Here is an 18,677-nt window from a genome sequence, read left to right on the forward strand (position 1 = left end):
GCGGCGTCACTTGACCTGGCCGGCGGCGACCTCCTCCGCCGTGTAGTAGCCGGTGTCGACGAGCGCCTGCTTGATGTCGTCCTTGTAGACCGTCACCACCGGCAGCAGGTACGACGGCACGACCTTGACCCCGTTGTCGTAGGTCTTGGTGTCGTTGGCCTCGGGCTTCTTGTCCTTCAGGAACGCCTCGGCCGCGATGGCGGCCTGCTCGGCCAGCAGGCGGGTGTCCTTGAAGATGGTGGAGCTCTGGACCCCGTCGTCGATCAGCTTGACCGAGGCGATCTCCGCGTCCTGGCCGGTGATCACCGGCATCCGGTTGGCGGCGGTGCCGTAGCCGGCGTTCTGCAGGGCGGTGATGATGCCGCGGGACAGCCCGTCGAACGGTGACAGGACGCCGCTGACCTTCGAACCGTCGTGGTAGGTGGAGGTCAGCAGGTCCTCCATCCGCTTCTGCGCGGTCTCCTGCTGCCAGCGCAGGATGGCCACCTGCTCGATCTTGGTCTGGCGCGACTTGACCACGAGCGTGCCGTCGTCCAGGAACGGCTTGAGCGTGTCCATCGCCCCGTTGAAGAAGAAGTGGGCGTTGTTGTCGTCGAGCGAGCCGGCGAAGAGCTCGATGTTGAAGGGCCCCTTCGCCGAGCCCTTCGAGCCGTCCTTGTTGTGCAGGCCGAGCCCGGTCAGCAGCGCCTCGGCCTGGGCCACGCCGACCTTGTAGTTGTCGAAGCTGACATAGAAGTCGACGTTCTTGCTGTCCCGGATCAACCGGTCGTACGAGATCACCGGGATGTTCGCGTCGGCTGCCGCCTGTAGTTGGCCGCTGAGCGCCGTGCCGTCAATGGCGGCGATGATCAGGACGTCGGCCCCCTGGGTGATCATCTGGTCCACCTGCTGGGACTGGGTGGGGATGTCGTCGCCCGCATACTGCAGGTCCACCTTGTAGCCCTTGGCCTGCAGCTTCTTCTTCACCGAGTTGCCGTCGGCGATCCACCGCTCCGACGTCTGGGTCGGCATCGACACCCCGATGGTGAGGTCGGCCGGCTTCTTGTCGCCGGTACCGCTCCCACCGCCCGCGCCCTCGCCGCCGCAGGCCGCCAGGCTGATCGCCAGCACGGCACCGCCGAGAGCGGCCAAAAACTTTCGCTTCACTGAGTTCTCCCCTCTGTGGAACTCGCGCTTGCCGCCGCACCGGCCAGTGTTTGCGTTCACATCTGTACCGTCAACACCCGCACATAACACTGGGGTAACGAGCGGGAAATCGGGCGCCGGCAGGGCCGCGAAGTCCGATCAGGACGGCGGGGAGAGTCCGAAAGCTCGGGCCTTGCCGCGCATGGGCGACGCTCGGTGTCGACCGGTACGGCCGGCCACCGGTCGGCCTCCTCGCTGGTGGGAGCCGTCGTCCGCCAGGGCCATTGACACTATATGTCGTGAATGTTTCAATAATTTTGTGCGCTGATGTTAACGTTAACATAGGGGAGCCCGATGGGTAAAGGATGGATGTCCAGGGTCGGGGCGGTGCTGCTCTGCGCGGCGCTCGTAGCGCCCGCCGGCGCCGCACAGGCCGCCGACGCCTGGTCACCCAAGTCGTCGTACACGTCCACCGACAAGGGTGACGGCACCTACTCTGTGCCGCTTCTGAACTCCGACGTGCCGGACATCGGCGTGGAGCGGGTCCCGGCCGCGGAGAACGACGAGGGCCGCGACATCTACTACATGATCAGCACGACGATGCACCTGAGCCCCGGCGCGCCGATCATGAAGTCCTACGACCTGGTGAACTGGCAGATCGTCAACTACGTCTTTGACCGGGCGAGCATCGGCGACGCGTTCTCGCTGCGCAACGGGCAGAACTCGTACGGCCAGGGCCAGTGGGCGCCGTCGCTGCGCTACCACGACGGCACGTTCTATGTCGTCTTCAACACCAACAACCTCGGCGGTGCCTACCTCTACCGCACCGACGACATCGACAACGGCTCGTGGCAGCGCACCCCGCTCGGGCGCGGCCTGCACGACCCCTCGCTCTTCTTCGACGTCGACGGCACGCCCTACATCTTCTACGGCTCCGGCGGCACCAGCGCCGTACGCCTCAACTCGAACCTGACGGCCATCGAGCAGGACTACCCCAACATCTTCACCGCGAACAACTACGCCGGCCGGCCCTTCATCGGCGGGCTGTTCGAGGGCGCCCAGTTCTACTACATCGACGGCTACTACTACGCCGTCATCATCACCTGGCCCTCCGGCCAGGGCCGCCAGGTCGTCATGTTCCGCTCCAAGGAACTGCTCGGGCGCTACACCTCCGCCGGCGGCGTGAACACCTACGAGGCGCGCGGGGTGCTCAACTCCAACGGCTTCGCGCAGGGCAGCCTGGTGCCGATCTCCCGCCCGGGCGGCGCGACCGACTGGTACGGCATGTTCTTCCGCGACACCTTCCCGATCGGGCGGATCCCGGCGCTCATCCCGGCCACCTGGCAGGACGGTTGGCCGACCTTCGGCACCAACGGCGTCGTGCCGGTCAACGGCGGATTCGACAAGCCGATCAAGCTCAGCCCGGCCGAGGAACTGTTCGAGCGGCAGAAGAGCATCGTCACCTCGGACGACTTCGCCAACGACGCGCCGCACAAGGCGTACCAGGACGAGGAGTGGACGATCCCGACGCCGCCCACGTACGACGACTCGCTCCTCGGTGTCGAGCTCGTGCAGAACCCCGGCTTCGAGTCCGGCTCGGTCGCGCCGTGGGGCACCCAGTTCGGCGCGACGATCAGCCTGGACTCGACCGGTCCGGCCACCGGATCGGCGGCGCTGAAGGTGAGCAACCGTACGCTCAACGGCTCCGGTCCCAACCAGTTCCTCAACGGCAGGATGCAGCACGGCGTGACCTACACCGTGTCGGCGAAGGTCAAGTACGCCACCGGCCCCAACAGCATCACGTTCAACCTGGTCGCCGACTGGGGCGCGGGCGTGCAGACGATGGCGTCCCGGAGCGTGCCGATCGGGCAGTGGACCACGGTGTCGGCCCAGTACACCGTGCCCACGACGGCGAACCTGAACAACTTCAAGTTCGCGGTGGAGACGCCGTGGGCCAACCCGCAGCCGCCCTCGTCGAGCGTTGACTACCTGATCGACGACGTATCGATCGTCGGGCAGCCGGTGACGGCCGAATACCCGACCAAGGAGGAGATCGCCCCCAACGGGTCGCGGCTGGACCTGCCGTGGGAGTGGAACCACGCCCCGGACAACCGGTACTGGTCGCTGACCGACCGGGACGGGTGGCTGCGCCTGACCAACGGCAAGGTGGTCACCGGCAAGTACATCTACACCAAGCTGTCCAACCGGGCCGAGCTGGCCTGGTTCGAGGAGGCCCGCAACATCCTGTCGCAGCGCACCTTCGGGCCCCGGCAGTCGGTCGAGACCCGGATGGACATCTCCGGCATGAAGAACGGGGACGTCGTGGGCCTGGCCGCCTACAACCGTGGCTTCTCGTACGTGGCGGTCAAGCGCTCCGGCGGGGTGAACACGCTGGGCGTCGTCAACCGGGGACAGCCGTTCGCGGTCGACCTCGACCAGGCCACGCTGGAGAACTTCCTACCCGGCACGGCGGTTTCCCTCGGTGACGCGAGCGAGGTGTACGTGAAGGCGGACCTCGACTTCGCCTCGCCGGTCGGACAGCTCTGGACGACCTTCTACTACAGCCTCGACGGGCTGACCTGGCACCAGCTGGGCAACCGGGTCGGTCCGCAGACGCTCGACGGCAGCCTCGCGCACTTCATGGGCCACCGGGTGGGCCTGTTCAACTACGCGACCCAGGAGAAGGGCGGGCACGTCGACTTCGACAACTACCTGCTCAGCGACACGCTGACCGCGCAGGGTCGGCCGCTCGACACCAGCGACCTCGACGCGGCCATCGCCCACGCCGGGACGCTCGACCGGCACTACTACCCGACGGACGCCTGGGCCGCGATGCAGGCCGCGCTGGCCGACGCGAAGGCGGCCCGGGCCGGCGCGTTCGGCACCCAGAACCAGATCGACGCGCCGGAGCGGGCGCTCAGCTACCAGCTGGCCCGGCTGGGCGTCCTCAAGATCGAGAAGCCGTCGCTGGACGTCACCGCGGTGGCGGACACCCGGTGCGTCGGCGACAAGGTCATGGTGACGGTACGGGTGAGCAACGGCGAGGCGATGCACGTGGTGGCCTCGGCGGACTCGGCGTACGGGACGCGGCCCTTCGGGGCGGTGCCGCCCGGCAAGGAGAAGGCCCGGTCGTTCCCCAGCAACGCGAGGAGCGTGCCGGCCGGTGAGGTCACCGTGGTCGGTTCCGCCAGCTACCAGGGCGAACCGGCCGAGGTGACGGTGCGGGCGCCGTACGCGGCGCGCGCCTGCGAGTGAGTGAGGGGAGAGAGGGCGGCCCGGGGAGGCCGCCCCCTCTCCCGTACCCCGAACCCCGCCGGGCCGTACCGCAACCGCGCCTGGGCGCCCAGGAACCGCTTCCGGTTTACCCTCAGATCAAGGAGAAGTGCCTTGGAACACCGATTGCTGAGATCGTCCCGACGACGGATCACGGCCGTCGCGGCGGCCCTCACCCTGGCGGTGGGATCCGCCGCCGTCGCGGCGGCGCCCGTCCAGGCCGCCAGCCCGAACCTCATCGTGAACGGTGGGTTCGAGGACGGCCTCGCCAGCTGGTTCGCGAACGACGGCAACGCCTCGGACACCGCCACGCTGTCGACCACGACGGACGCCTACTCCGGCACGGGCGCGGTACTCGTGACCAACCGCAGCACCACCGGATCCGGCCCGATGCAGAACCTCTCCGGCAAGGTGCAGGCGGGCAAGACCTACCTGGTCACGGCGCGGGTGAAGTACGAGAACCCGAACAGCCCGGCGACCAAGCAGTTCTTCATCACCATGCACTACGGCGGCTCCACCTACACCAACCTCGGCACCGTCACCGTGCCGCGCGGACAGTGGGGGCTCATCCAGGGCACCTTCACGATTCCCGCCGGGCAGAACGTCAGCACGGCGCGGATCTTCGTCGAGACCCCGTGGACGGCGAACCCGTCGACCGCGCCGGACACCCACCTGATGAACTTCAAGGTCGACGACGTGACCCTCCAGGAGTACGTCGTATCGAAGACCATCGAGGTGGTCGGCAAGCTCCCCGGCGAGCACAACCCGCTCATCGGGCACAAGTTCGGCGCCGACGGGTTCGGCTTCGTGCACGACGGCCGGGTCTACCTCTACATGACCAACGACACCCAGGGCTACGCCCCCAACCCGGCCACCGGCGTCTCCCCGGGCATCAACTACGGCGACATCAACCAGATCACCGTGATCTCCTCGGCTGACCTGGTGAACTGGACCGACCACGGCGAGATCCAGGTGGCCGGCCCGAACGGCGTCGCGCCGTTCACCGGCAACTCGTGGGCGCCCGGCATCGCCAAGAAGGTCGTCAACGGCGAGGAGAAGTTCTTCCTCTACTACGCCAACGGCGGCGGCTCCTCCAACGTGATCACGGGCAAGTCGCCGCTCGGCCCGTGGACCAGCGAGCGCACCAGCACCCTGATCAACGGCAGCACTCCGGGCGCCGAGGACGTGGCGTGGAAGTTCGACCCGGCGCCGCTCGTGGACGACGACGGCCAGGCGTACCTCTACTTCGGTGGCGGCCCGGCGTCGACGAGCATGCCGGCGGTCGAGCGCTTCAACAACCCGAAGAACATCCGCAGCATCAAGCTGAACGACAACATGGTCGCCACCGAGGGGCGGGCGGCCGTGGTCGACGCTCCGGTCGCCTTCGAGGCCGGCCACGTGTTCAAGCGCGAGGGCAAGTACTACTTCTCGTACTCCTCGCACTTCGGCGGGAACGACTTCGGTGGCAACCAGCCGCGGGTTCCGGGCTACCCCGGCGGCGGCCAGATCGGCTACATGATCTCCGACAACCCGATGTCGTGGCCGAAGGAGACCTACGCGGGCGTGCTGTTCCCCAACCAGTCGCAGTTCTTCGGCGCTGGCACCGGCGGCAACAACCACCAGTCGGTGTTCGAGTTCGAGGGCAAGTACTACTTCACCTACCACGCCCCGACGCTGAACAAGCGCATCAACGGCAACACCACCCAGGGCTACCGCAGCCCGCACATCCAGGAGCTGACCTTCAACCCGGACGGCACCATCCAGCAGGTCGTCGGCGACTACGCCGGCGTGGACCAGGTGCGGAACTTCAACCCCTACCGGGTGTTCGAGGCCGAGACCCTGGGCTGGAGCAAGGGCATCGCCACCGGCAAGGTCGACGGCGCCTCCGCCGAGTTCGGCACCGCGGCGCCGAACCTGGTGGTGCGTGACATCGACGAGGGAGACTGGACGGCGCTGTCGGCGGTCGACTTCGGCGCCGACGGCGCGGCCAGCGTGACGGCCAAGGTGCGGGCGCTGGCCGCCGGCGGCAGCATCGAGGTGCGGCTGGACAACGCGGGCGGCCCGGTGGTCGGCACCATCCCGGTCGACACCCCGACCGGCGAATGGGCCGAGGTGACCGCCGACCTGCAGGGCGCCACCGGCGTTCACGACGTCTACTTCACCTACCGCGGCCCGGCCGGGGACGACCTCTTCGAGATCGACTCCTGGGCGTTCGAGGCCGTACCGCCGCTGGACCTGTCCGTCACGGCGGACACCCGGTGCGTCGGCGAGAAGGTCATGGTGACGGTCCGGGCCGCGAACAACGAGGCGATCCACGTGACGGCCTCGGCGGAGTCGGCGTACGGGACGCGCCCGTTCGGGTCGGTGCCGCCCGGCAAGGACAAGTTCCGGTCGTTCCCCACCGACGCGGCCGCCGTGCCGGCGGGTGTGGTGACGGTGACCGCCACCGCGACCGTCGACGGCGAGCCCGTCTCGGCGTCGTACCAGGCGAGCTACCCGGCCCGCTCCTGCGGCTGATCGACATGACAGTCGCGGCGGCCCGGCATCGCCGGGCGCCGTCACTGGCGTTCAGGGCGCCGCGATCAGATGAAGCGCCAGAGGTGATCGGTGGCGCTGTTGTCGTCCCCGAGCACGACCTGCGCACCGGCGGCCGTGGAGGCGTCCGTGACGCCGAGGACCCGGCCGCGACGGCGCACTGGATCCGGAAGTAGCCGCCGGTGCCGTAGCGCAGCCGCCACCGGTGGTCGCCGGCGCCGTTGTCGGCCCACTGCACGACGCGGGCCCCGTCGCTGCCGGCGTCACCCTCGACACCGAGGACCTTGCCGCTGTGCGCGTTGCGCAGCCGCAGGTAGCCGTTGGTGTCCACGACGGCGGTCCAGCGGTGGTCGGCGGCGCCCGTGTCACCCCGCTGGATGACCGGGGCGCCGTCGGCGGTCGACAGGTTCTGCACCCCGAGCACCAGCCCGCTGGCCCGGTTCTGGATGCGGCAGGCGCCGTTGGGCACGAACCGCCACTGGTTGTCCGGCGTGCCGTTGTCCTGGTCCTGCACCGCCTGCGCGCCCCAGGCGGTCGACGCGTTGAGAATGGCGAGCAGCTTGCCGGTGTGCACGTTGCGCAGCTTGTGGGACCCGTCGCCCACGTCCACCACGGTCCACAGGTGGTCGGCGGTGCCGTTGTCGCTCCACTGCAGGACGCGGGCGTTGTCGGCGGTGGACATGTTCTCCACGCCGAGGACCTTGCCGCTGTTGACGTTGCGCAGCCGGAGGGCGTTCCCGTCGACGACGAGCTGCCAGTCGTGGTCGGCGGTCCCGGTGTCACCCCACTGCAGCGCCAGCCCGCCGTCGGCCAGCGACATGTCCCGGATGCCCAGGACCAGGCCGGTGCCGGCGTTGACCAGGCGGAAGCTCGGCGGGCTCTCGCCACCCGGACCGGTGGCCCAGTAGACGGTGTAGTTGTGCCCGTGGGCGTCGTAGAACGGCCCGAGGTCGACCGTGCTCCCGTTCGCGGTGGCCGTGAACGCGAGCACGCTGGAGCTGGTGCGGGTGATCGAGGCGGGGTCGAGGGACGGCAGGCCGCTCAGGGCGGCGTCACCGTAGTTGCCCGAGAGGACCACCGGGCCGTACGTGATCGCGGCGATGTCGGCGTTGTCGTTGGTGGCCTCCAGCACGACCCGCATCGGCAGGCGGACCGCGACGACGTCCCCCGGCGACCAGGACCGGGTGAGGCTGGCGTACGTCCCGGGTGTGGTGGCGATGTCCTGCGCCGCGCCGTTGACCTGGATGCTGGCCCCGCTGGTCCAGGCCGGGATCCGGATGCGCATCGTCCACGACTCCCTGACGTTGCCGCGCACGGTGAGGGTGGTGGTGTCGCTGACCGGATAGGAGGTCTGCTGCTCCACCACGATGCCGCGCTGCGACCAGACCAGCCTCGACGGCAGGAACAGGTTCACCGTCAGGGTGCTGCCGTTGTGGAAGTAGATGGAGTCCGACAGCTTGCTGTTGGTCTCGATGCCGGTGCCCTGGCAGCACCAGAAGGAGTCGTAGTCCGTGCTCCAGGTGCCACCGCCCCAGGCCGGCCCCACACCGCGGCGGCCACCGGGGTTCAGCGGCGTGAAGTACGTGATGTGGCCGTGCTCGTCGGCCGGATTCTGCTGACCGATGAGGTGGTTGAGCAGGGCCCGCTCGTAGTAGTCGAAGTAGGCGACCCGGTCCGGGTCCAGCAGCCACAGTTCCCGTGTCAGCTTGAGCATGTTGTAGGTGTTGCACGCCTCGCAGGTGTCCTGGCGCAGGTATCCGGCGATGGCGTTCGGGGCCCGGAAGTGCTCGGCCTGGCTGTTGCCGCCGATGGCGTACGTGTGGGCGCCGACCGTGATGTCCCAGGCGTTGCTGGCGATGTCGCGGTAGCGGGTGGTGCCGGTGGCCTTGAACTCGCGGGCCGCGCCGATCCACTTCGGCACCTGGGTGTTGGCGTGCAGCCCGTTGAGCTGGTCCCGGTTGGCGGCGAGCGGGTTGAACACGGCGGCGTGGTCGAAGCGCTGGGCGACGGCGAGCCAGCGGTCGTCGCCGGTCTGCTGGTAGAGGTCGGCCAGTACGGCGTTCATACCGCCGAACTCGGTGCCCAGCATGGCCTGCATCTGGGCGGCGGTGAGCCGGCCGGTGCGCTCGTCGACCCAGCCGGCCAGCGCCAGGAGCACGTCGCGGGCCTGGGTGTTGCCCAGGTGCACCCAGACGTCGAGCAGACCCACCAGGGTCTTGTGGATGCAGTAGTACGGCACGTTGCCGTTGCGCAGCGTCCGTGCCTCCAGGGCGGTGAAGTCCGACTCCGGGAAGCCGGACAGATATCCCGGGTTGAACCCGGCGGCGGCGTTGTTGGCCTGGCACTTCGCCAGCTCGGCGACCATCTGGTCGGCCTTGTCCCGGCAGGTGGTGTCGCCGAGCACCGCCCACGCCTGGGCCCAGGCGGTCAGGAAGTGCCCCTGCATGTGGGTGCGGAACGGGAACGTCGGGCTGTCCCAGCCACCGTTCGGGGCGGCGTCGCCGGTGGGCAGGCCGTGATTGGCGCGGAAGTTGTAGAGCAGCCGGTCCACGTCGACGAAGCGCAGATAGTTCACGGTGCGGGTCTGGTTGTCCAGCCAGCGGCCGGGGGTCAGGCGTACCTGGGTGAGGTCGAACGGGAGGGCGCCGGCCCCGAGGTCCGGCCGGGCCGGCCGTACGGCCGCGTTCGCCGGAGTGCCCACGGCGAAGGCGCCGGTGGCCGAGGCGGTGGCGGCGATACCGGCGGCCTGCAACAGCCGGCGTCGACTGAGTGATCCAGATGACACGATGCCTCCTGAAGGTTGGGGAGAGGGTGCGTGGCGACCGGCCCACGGCTGCGCGGGACCGGTCGCCGGGCGTGCGGACGCAGTGCGGGACCGCACGCCCGAGACTTCCGGTGCCCGCCGCGTCAGGCGGACACCGGAAGTTGTCAGCGGTTGCCGGCGCTATCTGGTGTTGACCGCGCCGGGCGTGGGGATCGTGGTGGTGACGAAGTCGCGGCAGAGGCTGTCGGTGTCGCTGCCGTCGGGCCAGCGGGCGTTGCTCCGGCCCGGGTTGGCGGCCGCGCCGGCCACCACCGCAATGCAGCCGCCACCGCCCTGGTCGGCCTCCAGGACGGCGAGCTCCGGGCTGGTGATCGTGCCGTTACCGCTCGAGCTGCTCTGCTGGGAGCCGTAGACGATGGCGTCGACGACCACCGAGCCGGTGGCGTCCCGCAGCGCGATCGAGCCGGCGCTGACCGAGAGGCTGCCACCGAACCACTGGTCGGGTGCCGGTGACCCCTGGTAGCCCGCCGTGGTGATCTGGGGGCTGACCAGGGGTGCGCCGGTCGGGTGGTCGTTGGCGAGGGGCTGGTCGAGGGTGATGCCGGCGCCCAGCGCCTGCACCGACACGCCGCTGCTGTGCGGCCGGCCGGTCGGCGGCCAGAAGCTGACGCCCGTACCGCGGCCGGCCACGTCGACGGCCGACCGGTGGGCGAACCGCAGCGGCGCGGCCAGCTCGATGCCGGTGCCGTTGGCGCCGGTGGTGCCGATCGCCGCGACCGTGACCGTCTCCTTGTATTCCCCGGCGTCCACCGTCAGGGTGTCGCCGACGGTCAGGTTGGCGTTGGCCGCGACCTTGAGGTTGGTCGCGCCCGCGGCAGCCGGCGCCGACAGGGTCGTCTGCGTGGCCGCCTTGCCGACCGAGGTGACGGTGGCCTGCTCGTAGCCGGCGCCCGCGTCGATGCCGATCTGCTGGCCGACGGTGAAGCCCGCCGCGCTGGTGACCGGGAGGTTGGTCGACCCGGCGGGGATCGTGATCGAACCGTGGGTGACCGGCACGAACAGGGTGGTCGCGGCGGTGGCCGCCGAGCCCACGCCGACGACCGTACGGGTCTCCCGGGCGGAGCCGGTGCCGATCTCGATCTGCTGGCCGGCGGCGAGGCCGGTGGTGCTCCGGACGTTGACAGTGGCCGCACCCGCGGCGGCGGGAGCCGCCAGCCCCGAGCCGGAGAGGCCGAGCAGGTAGTAGGCGCCGCTCGCCAGCTTCGTCCCGGCCGGGATCGTGGCCAGCGTGACGGCGGCCGAGCCGCTCGGGGTGTTGGTCAGGGTCCAGTTGGAGAGGTCGACCTCGTCGGCGGAGGCGTTGTAGAGCTCGACGAACTGGTCGGTCGCGTTGCTGCTGGTGCGGAACCGGACCTCGTTGACCCGGACCGGGAGGGCGCTGCGCACCGCCTGGCTGGTGACCGTCGACTGCCGGCCGCCGCGGGTCGGGTTGGTCCACTGGGCCCGGCCCGTCAGATGACCGGCACTGGTCGTCGCCGAGGTGATGGTGAAGGTCGCGCTCACGCTCGCGCCGGGCGCGACCGGTTCCTCGAAGGTCACGGAGCTGTCGTCGGTGCCCTTGACCACGGCGGTCCACCCGGCCGGCGCGGAGAGGCTCAACTTGACGCCCACCGCGGTCGAGCCCGTGGTGTTCGTGAACGTCTGGGTGACCTCCTGCGCCGTGCCCGGGGTGAACGTGGTGGCTCGCGACAGGCTGAGCCGCTGCACGTCGTACCTGGCGGCGACGACGTTGGCCTGGACGGCGTCGACCGTGGTGTCGGTCGGGTATCCGGTCGTCATCACACCCTCATAGAAGGTGCCGGCCGAACCGTTGCCGTTGTCGCCGCCGTTGCCGAGCTGGATGCCGCCCCGCCGGTGCATCGGGAAGTAGTTGCTGTTGGTGAGGGAGCCGGGACGGATCCCGCTGTAATACGTGGTCAGCAAGCCCTGCTGCGCGTTGCCGCCGCGCAGGTCCCACTGGTTGCCGCCACCACCGTTGACCACGCCCGTCACGAAGCGCCAGCCGTCGATGGTCGGCGCTGCGTCGTTCTGCCGGGCGTTGTATCCGGTGAACAGGCCGGCCTCCATGTCCGACATGATCCACGGGCCGGGGCCGGTGCCGCGCCCCCAGGCGGTGGCGGTGCCGAAATAGACCGTCTCCATGGTGCCGGTGCCCACCGCGCGGCTGTTGGTCGAGGTGTTGCCGTAGTTGTAGCAGCAGCCGCTGTCGTAGTGGGTGCCGTCGAAGACGGTGTAGATGCCCTCCGGCTCGTCCTCCTTCGCGAGGTACGAGGCGTCGTTGTTGCGGTACCCCATGCCCGGGATGATGTAGACGCCGTACGCCTTGTGGCCGCCGATCGTGACCGGCGCCATGTCGGCGATCGAGAGGGTGTTGTAGCCGCCCACGTCGGGGCCGCGGAAGGTGCCGGGGGGCGCCTGGTAGAGGTGGTTGCCCTTGCCGGACTGGTCGTAGATGACCGTGATCAGGCAGAGCGTGTCCGCGCAGAACGCGTCCTGCGCGGCCGCGTCCGCGTATCCGCCGGCGTCGGCGAACGGCAGCGCGACGGGGGCGACCACGCCGATGTCCCTGACGGCGTTGTCGGAGGTGCGCCGGACCTGGTAGAGCGGGCCGTCGTAGGACGCGTACAGGGCACGGGTGGAGCTGTGCGCGGCGACGCAGGGCGTGCCGCCCGCGGCGTAGATGTCACACGGCCCCTCTGCTCTGGGCGGGGCGGTCGGCTTCGTGGCCTGCGCCGCCGGCGCCATCGTCAGCATCGTGCCGACCAGCGCGAGCGCCACGGCGGTACGCGCGGCGAGGGTTCTCGTGCGTGCGGGGCGAGTGGGGGGTCTGACCATGTCGCGACAGCTCCTCTTCGCAAGTCCTGTGGTGGGTGGGACGGGCGCTTCCGGTGCCCACCGACGCCGGTGGGCACCGGAAGCGGTCGAACCCGATCGATCGTGAGGGTCGATCAGTCGTGCGGGCGGTGCCTCACGGTGCCGGGGCCCATGGCGTGGCGACCAGCCAGCTCGTGTCGTCGGCGAACGAGACGCTGGTGTCCCACTCGTTGGTGCCGGGCGGGCCGGCGAGGTAGACGCCGCCGTTGTAGTCGCGCAGATACCGCGTCGAGAAGTTCACCGACTGGAACGAGGCGCCCCGCCCGTTGTTGCCCGCCACCTGGCAGAAGGTGGCGTCCTGGGAGAACAGGGTGCTGCCGTCGTCGGGCTGGAGGGAGACCACGAAGCCCTGGTGCCGCAGGTAGTTTCCGGGCCGGTTGACCGCCTCGAACGAGAAGCAGCTCGGGTTGGCCAGGCCGGCCGCCTTCACGAAGGTCGCGTTCTGCTTGTCGGCGTTCGGGCTGGCCGCCGTCACCGGGCCGGTCACCACGCTGGTGGTGGTGGAGCCGTGCTGGAGATAGTTCGAGGAGCCACTGGGCGCCGTCGTCTGCAGCGAGACGCGGGGACCCGGCGAGAGGGTGAAGCTGACGTCGTTGGACGCCCCGGGCGTGGGCCCGCTCGCCGTCTGGAAGTCCCCGCAGTTGCTGTCGGTGTCGTTGCCGTCGGGGAAGCGGGCGGCGCTGCGCCCGTTGGCGCCCGTCGTGCCCGGGTTGCTCACTCGGCAGCCGCTCTGCCCCGCCCCGGAGGTCGCCTGGTAGCCCTCGGCGGTCCACGGGTCGACGAGGCTTCCGTAGTTGAGGCTGTCGACGACCAGCTGCTGGGTGTCCCGCAGCACCATGTTGCCGGCGCTGGCGAGGGCCGGCCGCCGAACCACTGGTGCGGTGCCGGCGTCCCCGGGTAGCCGGCGTTCGCCACCGCGGTGTCACGCACCGGCGCGTTGACGGCGTGGGCGTTGGCGAGGGGCTCGTCGAGGGTGATGCCGCTGCCGAGCGCCTGCACCGGCTCGTTGCTCGAGTGCGGGAAGCGCGACGCCGGCGTGAAGCTGACCCCGGTTCCCCGCACGCTGTAGGGGAGGTTGGACGCGTGCTCGAACCGCAGCGGCTCGGCGATGGTGATGCCGGTGCCGTTCGCGCCGGAGGTGCCGACCGCAGTGACCGTGACGTACTCGATCCCGTGGCCGGGGCTGTCGATGTCCAACCGGATCCGGTCACCGACCGAGATGTTGGCGGTCGAGGACATCCTGATCCTGGTGTCGCCCACGTGCGCGTCCGCCGACAGGAGCCCCTGGGTGCCCTGCCTGCCGACCGCGGTCACCGTGGCCACCTCGTGGTTGGCGCCGAAGCCGAGGCCGATCTTCTGGCCCACGGTGAAGCCGGACACGCTGGTGACGGGCACGTTGGTCGAGCCGGCGGGGATCGTGACGACCGGACCGTCGGGGAGGGGCTGCCACAGGGTGGTGTTGCCGGTGGCGGCCGTCCCGACGCTGACGATCGTGCGGGTCTCCGCGCCGGCGCCGGTGTCGACGGCGATCTGGTGGCCGGCCGCCAACCCGGTCGTGCTCCTGACGTTGACGGTGGTGTCGCCGCCGGCGGCGGGGGCCGCCAGCCCGGAGTTGGCCAGGCCGAGCAGATAGAAGCCGTGGCCCGGCAGCGTGGTGCCGGCCGGGACGGTCACCGTGGAGAAGGTGGCCTGCTGGGCCGGGTGCTGGGTCAGGGTCCAGTTCGAGATGTCGATGTCGGCGGCGCCGGCGTTGTAGAGCTCGATGTACGCGTTGGTCGAGTTGCCGGTGCTGCCGGTGCGGAATTCGTTGATCTTGATCGGGCTGACGTTCCGCACCTTCTCGACCGTCGTCTCGGACTGCCGCCCGCCCTTCGTCGGGCTCGTCCACCAGGCGTTGCCGGTCAGGTCGCCGTTGAAGGGGGCCGGTCCCGAGGTGACCTTGAAGGTCGCGCTCACGCTCGCGCCGGGTGCGACCGGGTCCTCGAACGTCACCGAGGTGTCCGTGGTGCCCGGGACGACGGAGGTCCACTGCTTGTCGGGCAGGGAAATGCTCAGCTTCACGCCCACCGCCGCGGAGCCGGTGGTGTTGGTGAACGTCACAGTGGTGTCCTGCGAGGACCCGGGAGCGAAGGTCTGGAGCCCGGGCGGGGTGGAGACCGCCGACGCCGGCGCGATGCGCAGCCGCTGCACGTCGTATTTGGCGGCCACGACGTTGTCCTGGATCTGCTGGTCGACGGCGTCCGACGGGTACCCGGTCGTCATCGCGCCCTCATAGAAGGTGCCCTGCGACCCGTTGCTGTTGTCGCCACCGTTGCCCAGGAGGATGGCCCCCTGCTTGCGCATCGGGTCATAGGTGGCGTTGATGCGCGGCCCGTCGAACATGGTCGACAGAGGGCCCTGCTGGGCGTCGCCGCCCAGCGAGGCCCAGTGGTGCGGCTCGCCCTTGGCCATGGCGGTCACGAACCGCCAGTTGATGCTCGGCAGGTCCGCGCAGACCTTGGAGGTGCTACCCGGGTTGACGCAACCCACCAGGTTGTTCTCCTGGTCCGTCATGATCCACGGACCGGCTCCGCTACCGCGGTACCAGGCGGTGGCGTTGCCGTAGTAGGTGGTCTCCATCGTGCCGTTGCCGTCGTCGCGGCTGTCGATCTCGGCGTTGCCGTAGTCGTAGCAGCAGCCACTGTTGTAGTGCTGGCCGTTGATGACCCAGTACTGCCCCTGCGGCTGGTCGTCGACCGCGACACCCCTGGTGTCGTTGTTCCGCAGGCCCATGCCCGGCTCGATGAAGATCCCGTACGCCTTGTGGCCGCCGACGGTGATCGGCGCCATGTCGGCGATCGGGAGGTTGTTGAAGCCGCCCAGGGCCGGGCCGCTGAACCCACCGCGGGGGGCCTGAGTGAGGTCGTTGTGCATGGGGGACTGGTCATAGAGGACGGTGATGAAGCAGGTCGTGTCGGCGCAGAACGCATCCTGTGCGGCCGCGTCTGCGTAGCCGCCCGCGTCCGCGAACGGCCGGGCGACGGGCTGGACGATGCCGATGTCCCTGACCGCGTTGTCCGACAGTCGACGAACCTGGTATAGCGGGCCGTTGTAGGAGGCGTACATCGCCCGGGTGGTGCTGTGCGCGGCGACGCAGGGGGTGCCGCCGGCGGCGTAGACGTCGCACGGTCCCTGCGGTCGAGCCGGGGCGGCCTGCGTGGCCTCCGCCGCCGGTGGCATCGTGAAGGTGGTGCCGAGCAGCGTGAGCGCCATCGCCGCGGCGGCGGCGAGCAGGGGCGGTACCCGTCGGGTAGAGGATCTGAACATGGGGGTTGGCTCCGATCCGTCGTCTGCCGATCGAGTCGGTCTGGGGGCTGGGTCGAGGTGGGGTCTGGACTGGGCCGCATGGGGGTCTCGTGGAGCTATGGCCGCGCCACCCCTGTGGCGGTGGTCCTCGGGGCCGTCCGTTCGGCGGGCGCAGTGGTGGGGGTTTCTGCGAACCGCGGCGGAATTGCATCATGCGGGAATCGCTCTCCTCTGGGCGGCATTCCAAAGGGCATGACTGTTAGCGCTAACCAGTTCCGGTTGGCAGGCTGCCGTTCGAATATCCGGGCACGGGGGAGTGGCCTGAGCAGGCAGGGTGTCCGACGTTGATTAGCGGGCTATTGACGAAGATGTTAGCGTTAACATTTGTCGGTCAACTTATTGAAACATCATCGACACATTAGTGTCAATCGACGTGTCCACCTGAATTCGGTGGTCACGCTCCCAAAGCATCCCGGGTGCGCGTGGCCGGCGACCCGCCGGTCAGCCGGTGCTGCCGTCGACGCACGATGCCGCTCCACAGCAGAGAGCCTGGCCCAGCCCCGATCGGGGCTGGGCCGGGCTCTCTCTACGTCACCAGCCTTTCTGACCGCCTGCCGGGCGCCGTCAGTCGACGAGCGTCCACGGGCCGTAACGGTCGCCGGGGGCCTGGTTGCGGGTCCACCACTTCGCCCGGTACACGTGGCCCTGGTGGGTCACGGTGTCGCCGGCGGTGAAGATCCGGGATGCGGTCCAGACAGTGGCGCCATCCTCGGTCAGGGCCAGTTCCTGCCACGGGCCGTAAGGATTGCCTGGCGCCTGGTTGCGGGTGTACCAGCTGGCGAGGTAGACCCGGCCGTTGTAGGTGACCTTGTCACCCTCGTGGTAGACCGTCGACGAGTTCCACGCGTTGGGCAGGTTGACGGTGACGGTGAAGGTGGTCTGGGCCGCCTTGACGTAGGCGTTGCCCGAGTACGAGACGGTCAGCGTGTGTTCGCCGCCCGCCAGCCCGGCCGGCAGGGTGAACGTCGCGCTGTTTCCGTCCAGCGTGGCCGAGCCCCGTGCGGTGTCGCCTTCGGACAGCTCGACGGTGCCGGTGACCGGTGAGCCGTCGTCCGCGGTGACGGTGACGGTGACGGTGGCCGCGGTACCCCAGTCGACGGGCTGCGAGTCGACGGCAAGGGTCGGGTCGGTCTTCTTCAGCGTGAGCAGGCCGGGCCGGTAGGGCAGGAGGCCATAGTCACCGCCGGAGCTGGGGTCGCGACCCTGGTAGAGCAGCTGCAGGTTGCACGGGTCGATGGTCATGGTCTGGTCGGGGTTGGTGCGGATCAGCTCGCCGTGGCTGATGTCGTTGGTCCAGGTGGCACCGCTGTTGGCCTTGCCGGCGAAGGGGCTGCTCTCGGCCACGGCCTGCGGGGTCCACTCACCGTCGAGGCTGGTGGCGGTGAACGACCGGAAGTACCGCCCGTTGGCGCCGATCGCCTCGACGATCATGAGGTACTGGTCCTGGCCCTGGACCTTGTAGACCTGGACCGCCTCGAACAGGTTGTTCCTCGTGTCGGACATGATGATGGGCGCGGTGGTGCCGAAGTCGCCCGGGAAGTTCTCGATCGGCATGCTGGCCCGGTAGATGTTGCCGTTGTCCCCGGCGAAGAACAGGTACATGTTCTTGTCGTCGCCGATGAGCGTCTGGTCGATGGGGCCGGTGCCGGAGTTGGCGATGCGCCCGGAGAACAGCGGCCTCGCGGCGGACCATCCGTTGGGGTTGGTCGGGTCGTTCGACGTCCGGTAGCTGAAGGGAGTCGCGCCCCACTGGTAGGCCAGGACCCAGATGTCCTTCGGCGCGAAGTAGAACAGCGTCGGAGCCACGGTGGACGAGGTCATCGTGTTCTGGGTGGCGGTGGCCATGTCGGACCAGTCGTCGAAGAGGCCGAAGTTCATCGAGCCCCACCGCGTGCCGGTGTCGTGGGTGGTCGCGTAGACGAGATGCTGGCCGTTGTATTCGACGGTGGTGAAGTCCTTGAGCGAGACCCAGGCCGCCTTGGGGGTGGCGAGTGGCCCCGTGGAGGTCCAGCGATATGTGGTGGGAAGGGCACACGTCGTCGACGAACTGGGAGCCGGCGGCGCGCCGTCGGCACTCGCCAAGGGACTCCCGGTGGCAGCGCTGGCGGGAGCAGCTTGGGTCGATACCGCCCCGAGCGGCGCCAGCGTCATGACGACGGCAAGAGCTAACGAACGAATACGGGGGGTCTTCTTCACTCTCACCTGGATAACTCCTGTCCTTGGTAGGCCGCTGGCTGGGGGACTTCGCCAGCGATTGCCGGAGGCAACGAGGCGTCTCCGCCGTCGTCGGGATGGATCGTGCTTGATCTCTGCTGCGGGGAACGGATCAGGGCTGGCGGTTCCGCACGGCCGCCACGCGGGCGGTCTGCGGGCCGCGATCAACCACTTCACGGGGCTCGAGGTCGTCCGCGGGGGGCCGATGTTAGCGTTAACATTTTTGCGACCACTTTGGTCCTGTTAGGAGGCGACAGCGGGTTGTTGGCGTGAGGGTGGACTGGACTCGCTCAGGCCCTGTTGCGATCAGATTGCCACATCGTTTCGCAACGTACAAGGTTCCGGAGGCGCGGGGCCGATGCCGTCCAGGTCCGCGCGGTCCGGGCCGAACGCCGCCGGTTCACGCGAGCGCGGCCGCGACGGTGCTGGTCAGGGAGCCTTCTGGTAGTGCCGTGACTGCTCTTGACCTTCGTCGATGAGGCTGTGG

At 69.3% G+C, this 18,677-nt stretch carries 7 protein-coding genes and 2 pseudogenes; 2 read left to right on the forward strand and 7 right to left on the reverse strand.

Going from position 1 to position 18,677, the window contains the following annotated elements; translation table 11 throughout:
* Positions 1-6: 6 nt before the first annotated feature.
* A complete protein-coding gene (chvE, locus tag JNW87_RS02380) occupies positions 7-1,146 on the reverse strand; it encodes a multiple monosaccharide ABC transporter substrate-binding protein (RefSeq protein WP_109801537.1) in 1,140 nt (379 codons plus the stop codon).
* 333 nt (positions 1,147-1,479) lie between these two features.
* On the opposite strand from chvE, the gene JNW87_RS02385 reads away from it, so the two are divergent.
* Together JNW87_RS02385 and JNW87_RS02390 are read left to right on the forward strand one after the other, a co-directional pair.
* Positions 1,480-4,380, forward strand: coding sequence for a family 43 glycosylhydrolase (locus JNW87_RS02385; protein ID WP_109801536.1), 2,901 nt, complete (start codon positions 1,480-1,482; stop codon positions 4,378-4,380).
* Positions 4,381-4,512: 132 nt separating this feature from the next.
* Positions 4,513-6,915 carry a family 43 glycosylhydrolase gene (locus tag JNW87_RS02390; RefSeq protein WP_109801535.1) on the forward strand — a complete coding sequence of 801 codons (2,403 nt, stop codon included), beginning with the start codon at positions 4,513-4,515 and terminating at the stop codon, positions 6,913-6,915.
* A 232-nt stretch (positions 6,916-7,147) separates the two neighbouring features.
* On the opposite strand, the pseudogene JNW87_RS02395 reads toward JNW87_RS02390, so the two are convergent.
* The 6 genes and pseudogenes from JNW87_RS02395 to JNW87_RS02420 form a co-directional block, all read right to left on the reverse strand.
* A pseudogene (locus JNW87_RS02395) lies at positions 7,148-9,814 on the reverse strand (beta-L-arabinofuranosidase domain-containing protein); the annotation flags it as partial.
* A 63-nt stretch (positions 9,815-9,877) separates the two neighbouring features.
* Positions 9,878-12,592, reverse strand: a complete 2,715-nt coding sequence (locus JNW87_RS02400) for an arabinofuranosidase catalytic domain-containing protein (RefSeq protein WP_109801533.1) — start codon at positions 12,590-12,592, stop codon at positions 9,878-9,880.
* Between the two features lie 133 nt (positions 12,593-12,725).
* Positions 12,726-13,463 carry an AbfB domain-containing protein gene (locus JNW87_RS02405; RefSeq protein WP_238452874.1) on the reverse strand — a complete coding sequence of 246 codons (738 nt, stop codon included), beginning with the start codon at positions 13,461-13,463 and terminating at the stop codon, positions 12,726-12,728.
* Positions 13,346-15,937: an arabinofuranosidase catalytic domain-containing protein gene (locus JNW87_RS02410; RefSeq protein ID WP_238452869.1), complete on the reverse strand. Its 2,592-nt coding sequence runs from the start codon at positions 15,935-15,937 to the stop codon at positions 13,346-13,348. Before JNW87_RS02410 ends, JNW87_RS02405 begins: the two co-directional genes overlap by 118 nt.
* A 603-nt stretch (positions 15,938-16,540) precedes the next feature.
* Complete coding sequence (locus tag JNW87_RS02415) at positions 16,541-17,125, reverse strand: carbohydrate-binding protein (protein WP_238452875.1); 585 nt, start codon at positions 17,123-17,125, stop codon at positions 16,541-16,543.
* Positions 17,108-18,013, reverse strand: a pseudogene (locus JNW87_RS02420) (non-reducing end alpha-L-arabinofuranosidase family hydrolase); the annotation flags it as partial. The gene JNW87_RS02415 and the pseudogene JNW87_RS02420, both read right to left, overlap by 18 nt.
* Positions 18,014-18,677 lie beyond the last annotated feature (664 nt).

It is taken from the genome of Micromonospora sp. ATA51 (assembly GCF_016802855.1).
GTDB lineage: Bacteria > Actinomycetota > Actinomycetes > Mycobacteriales > Micromonosporaceae > Micromonospora > Micromonospora sicca.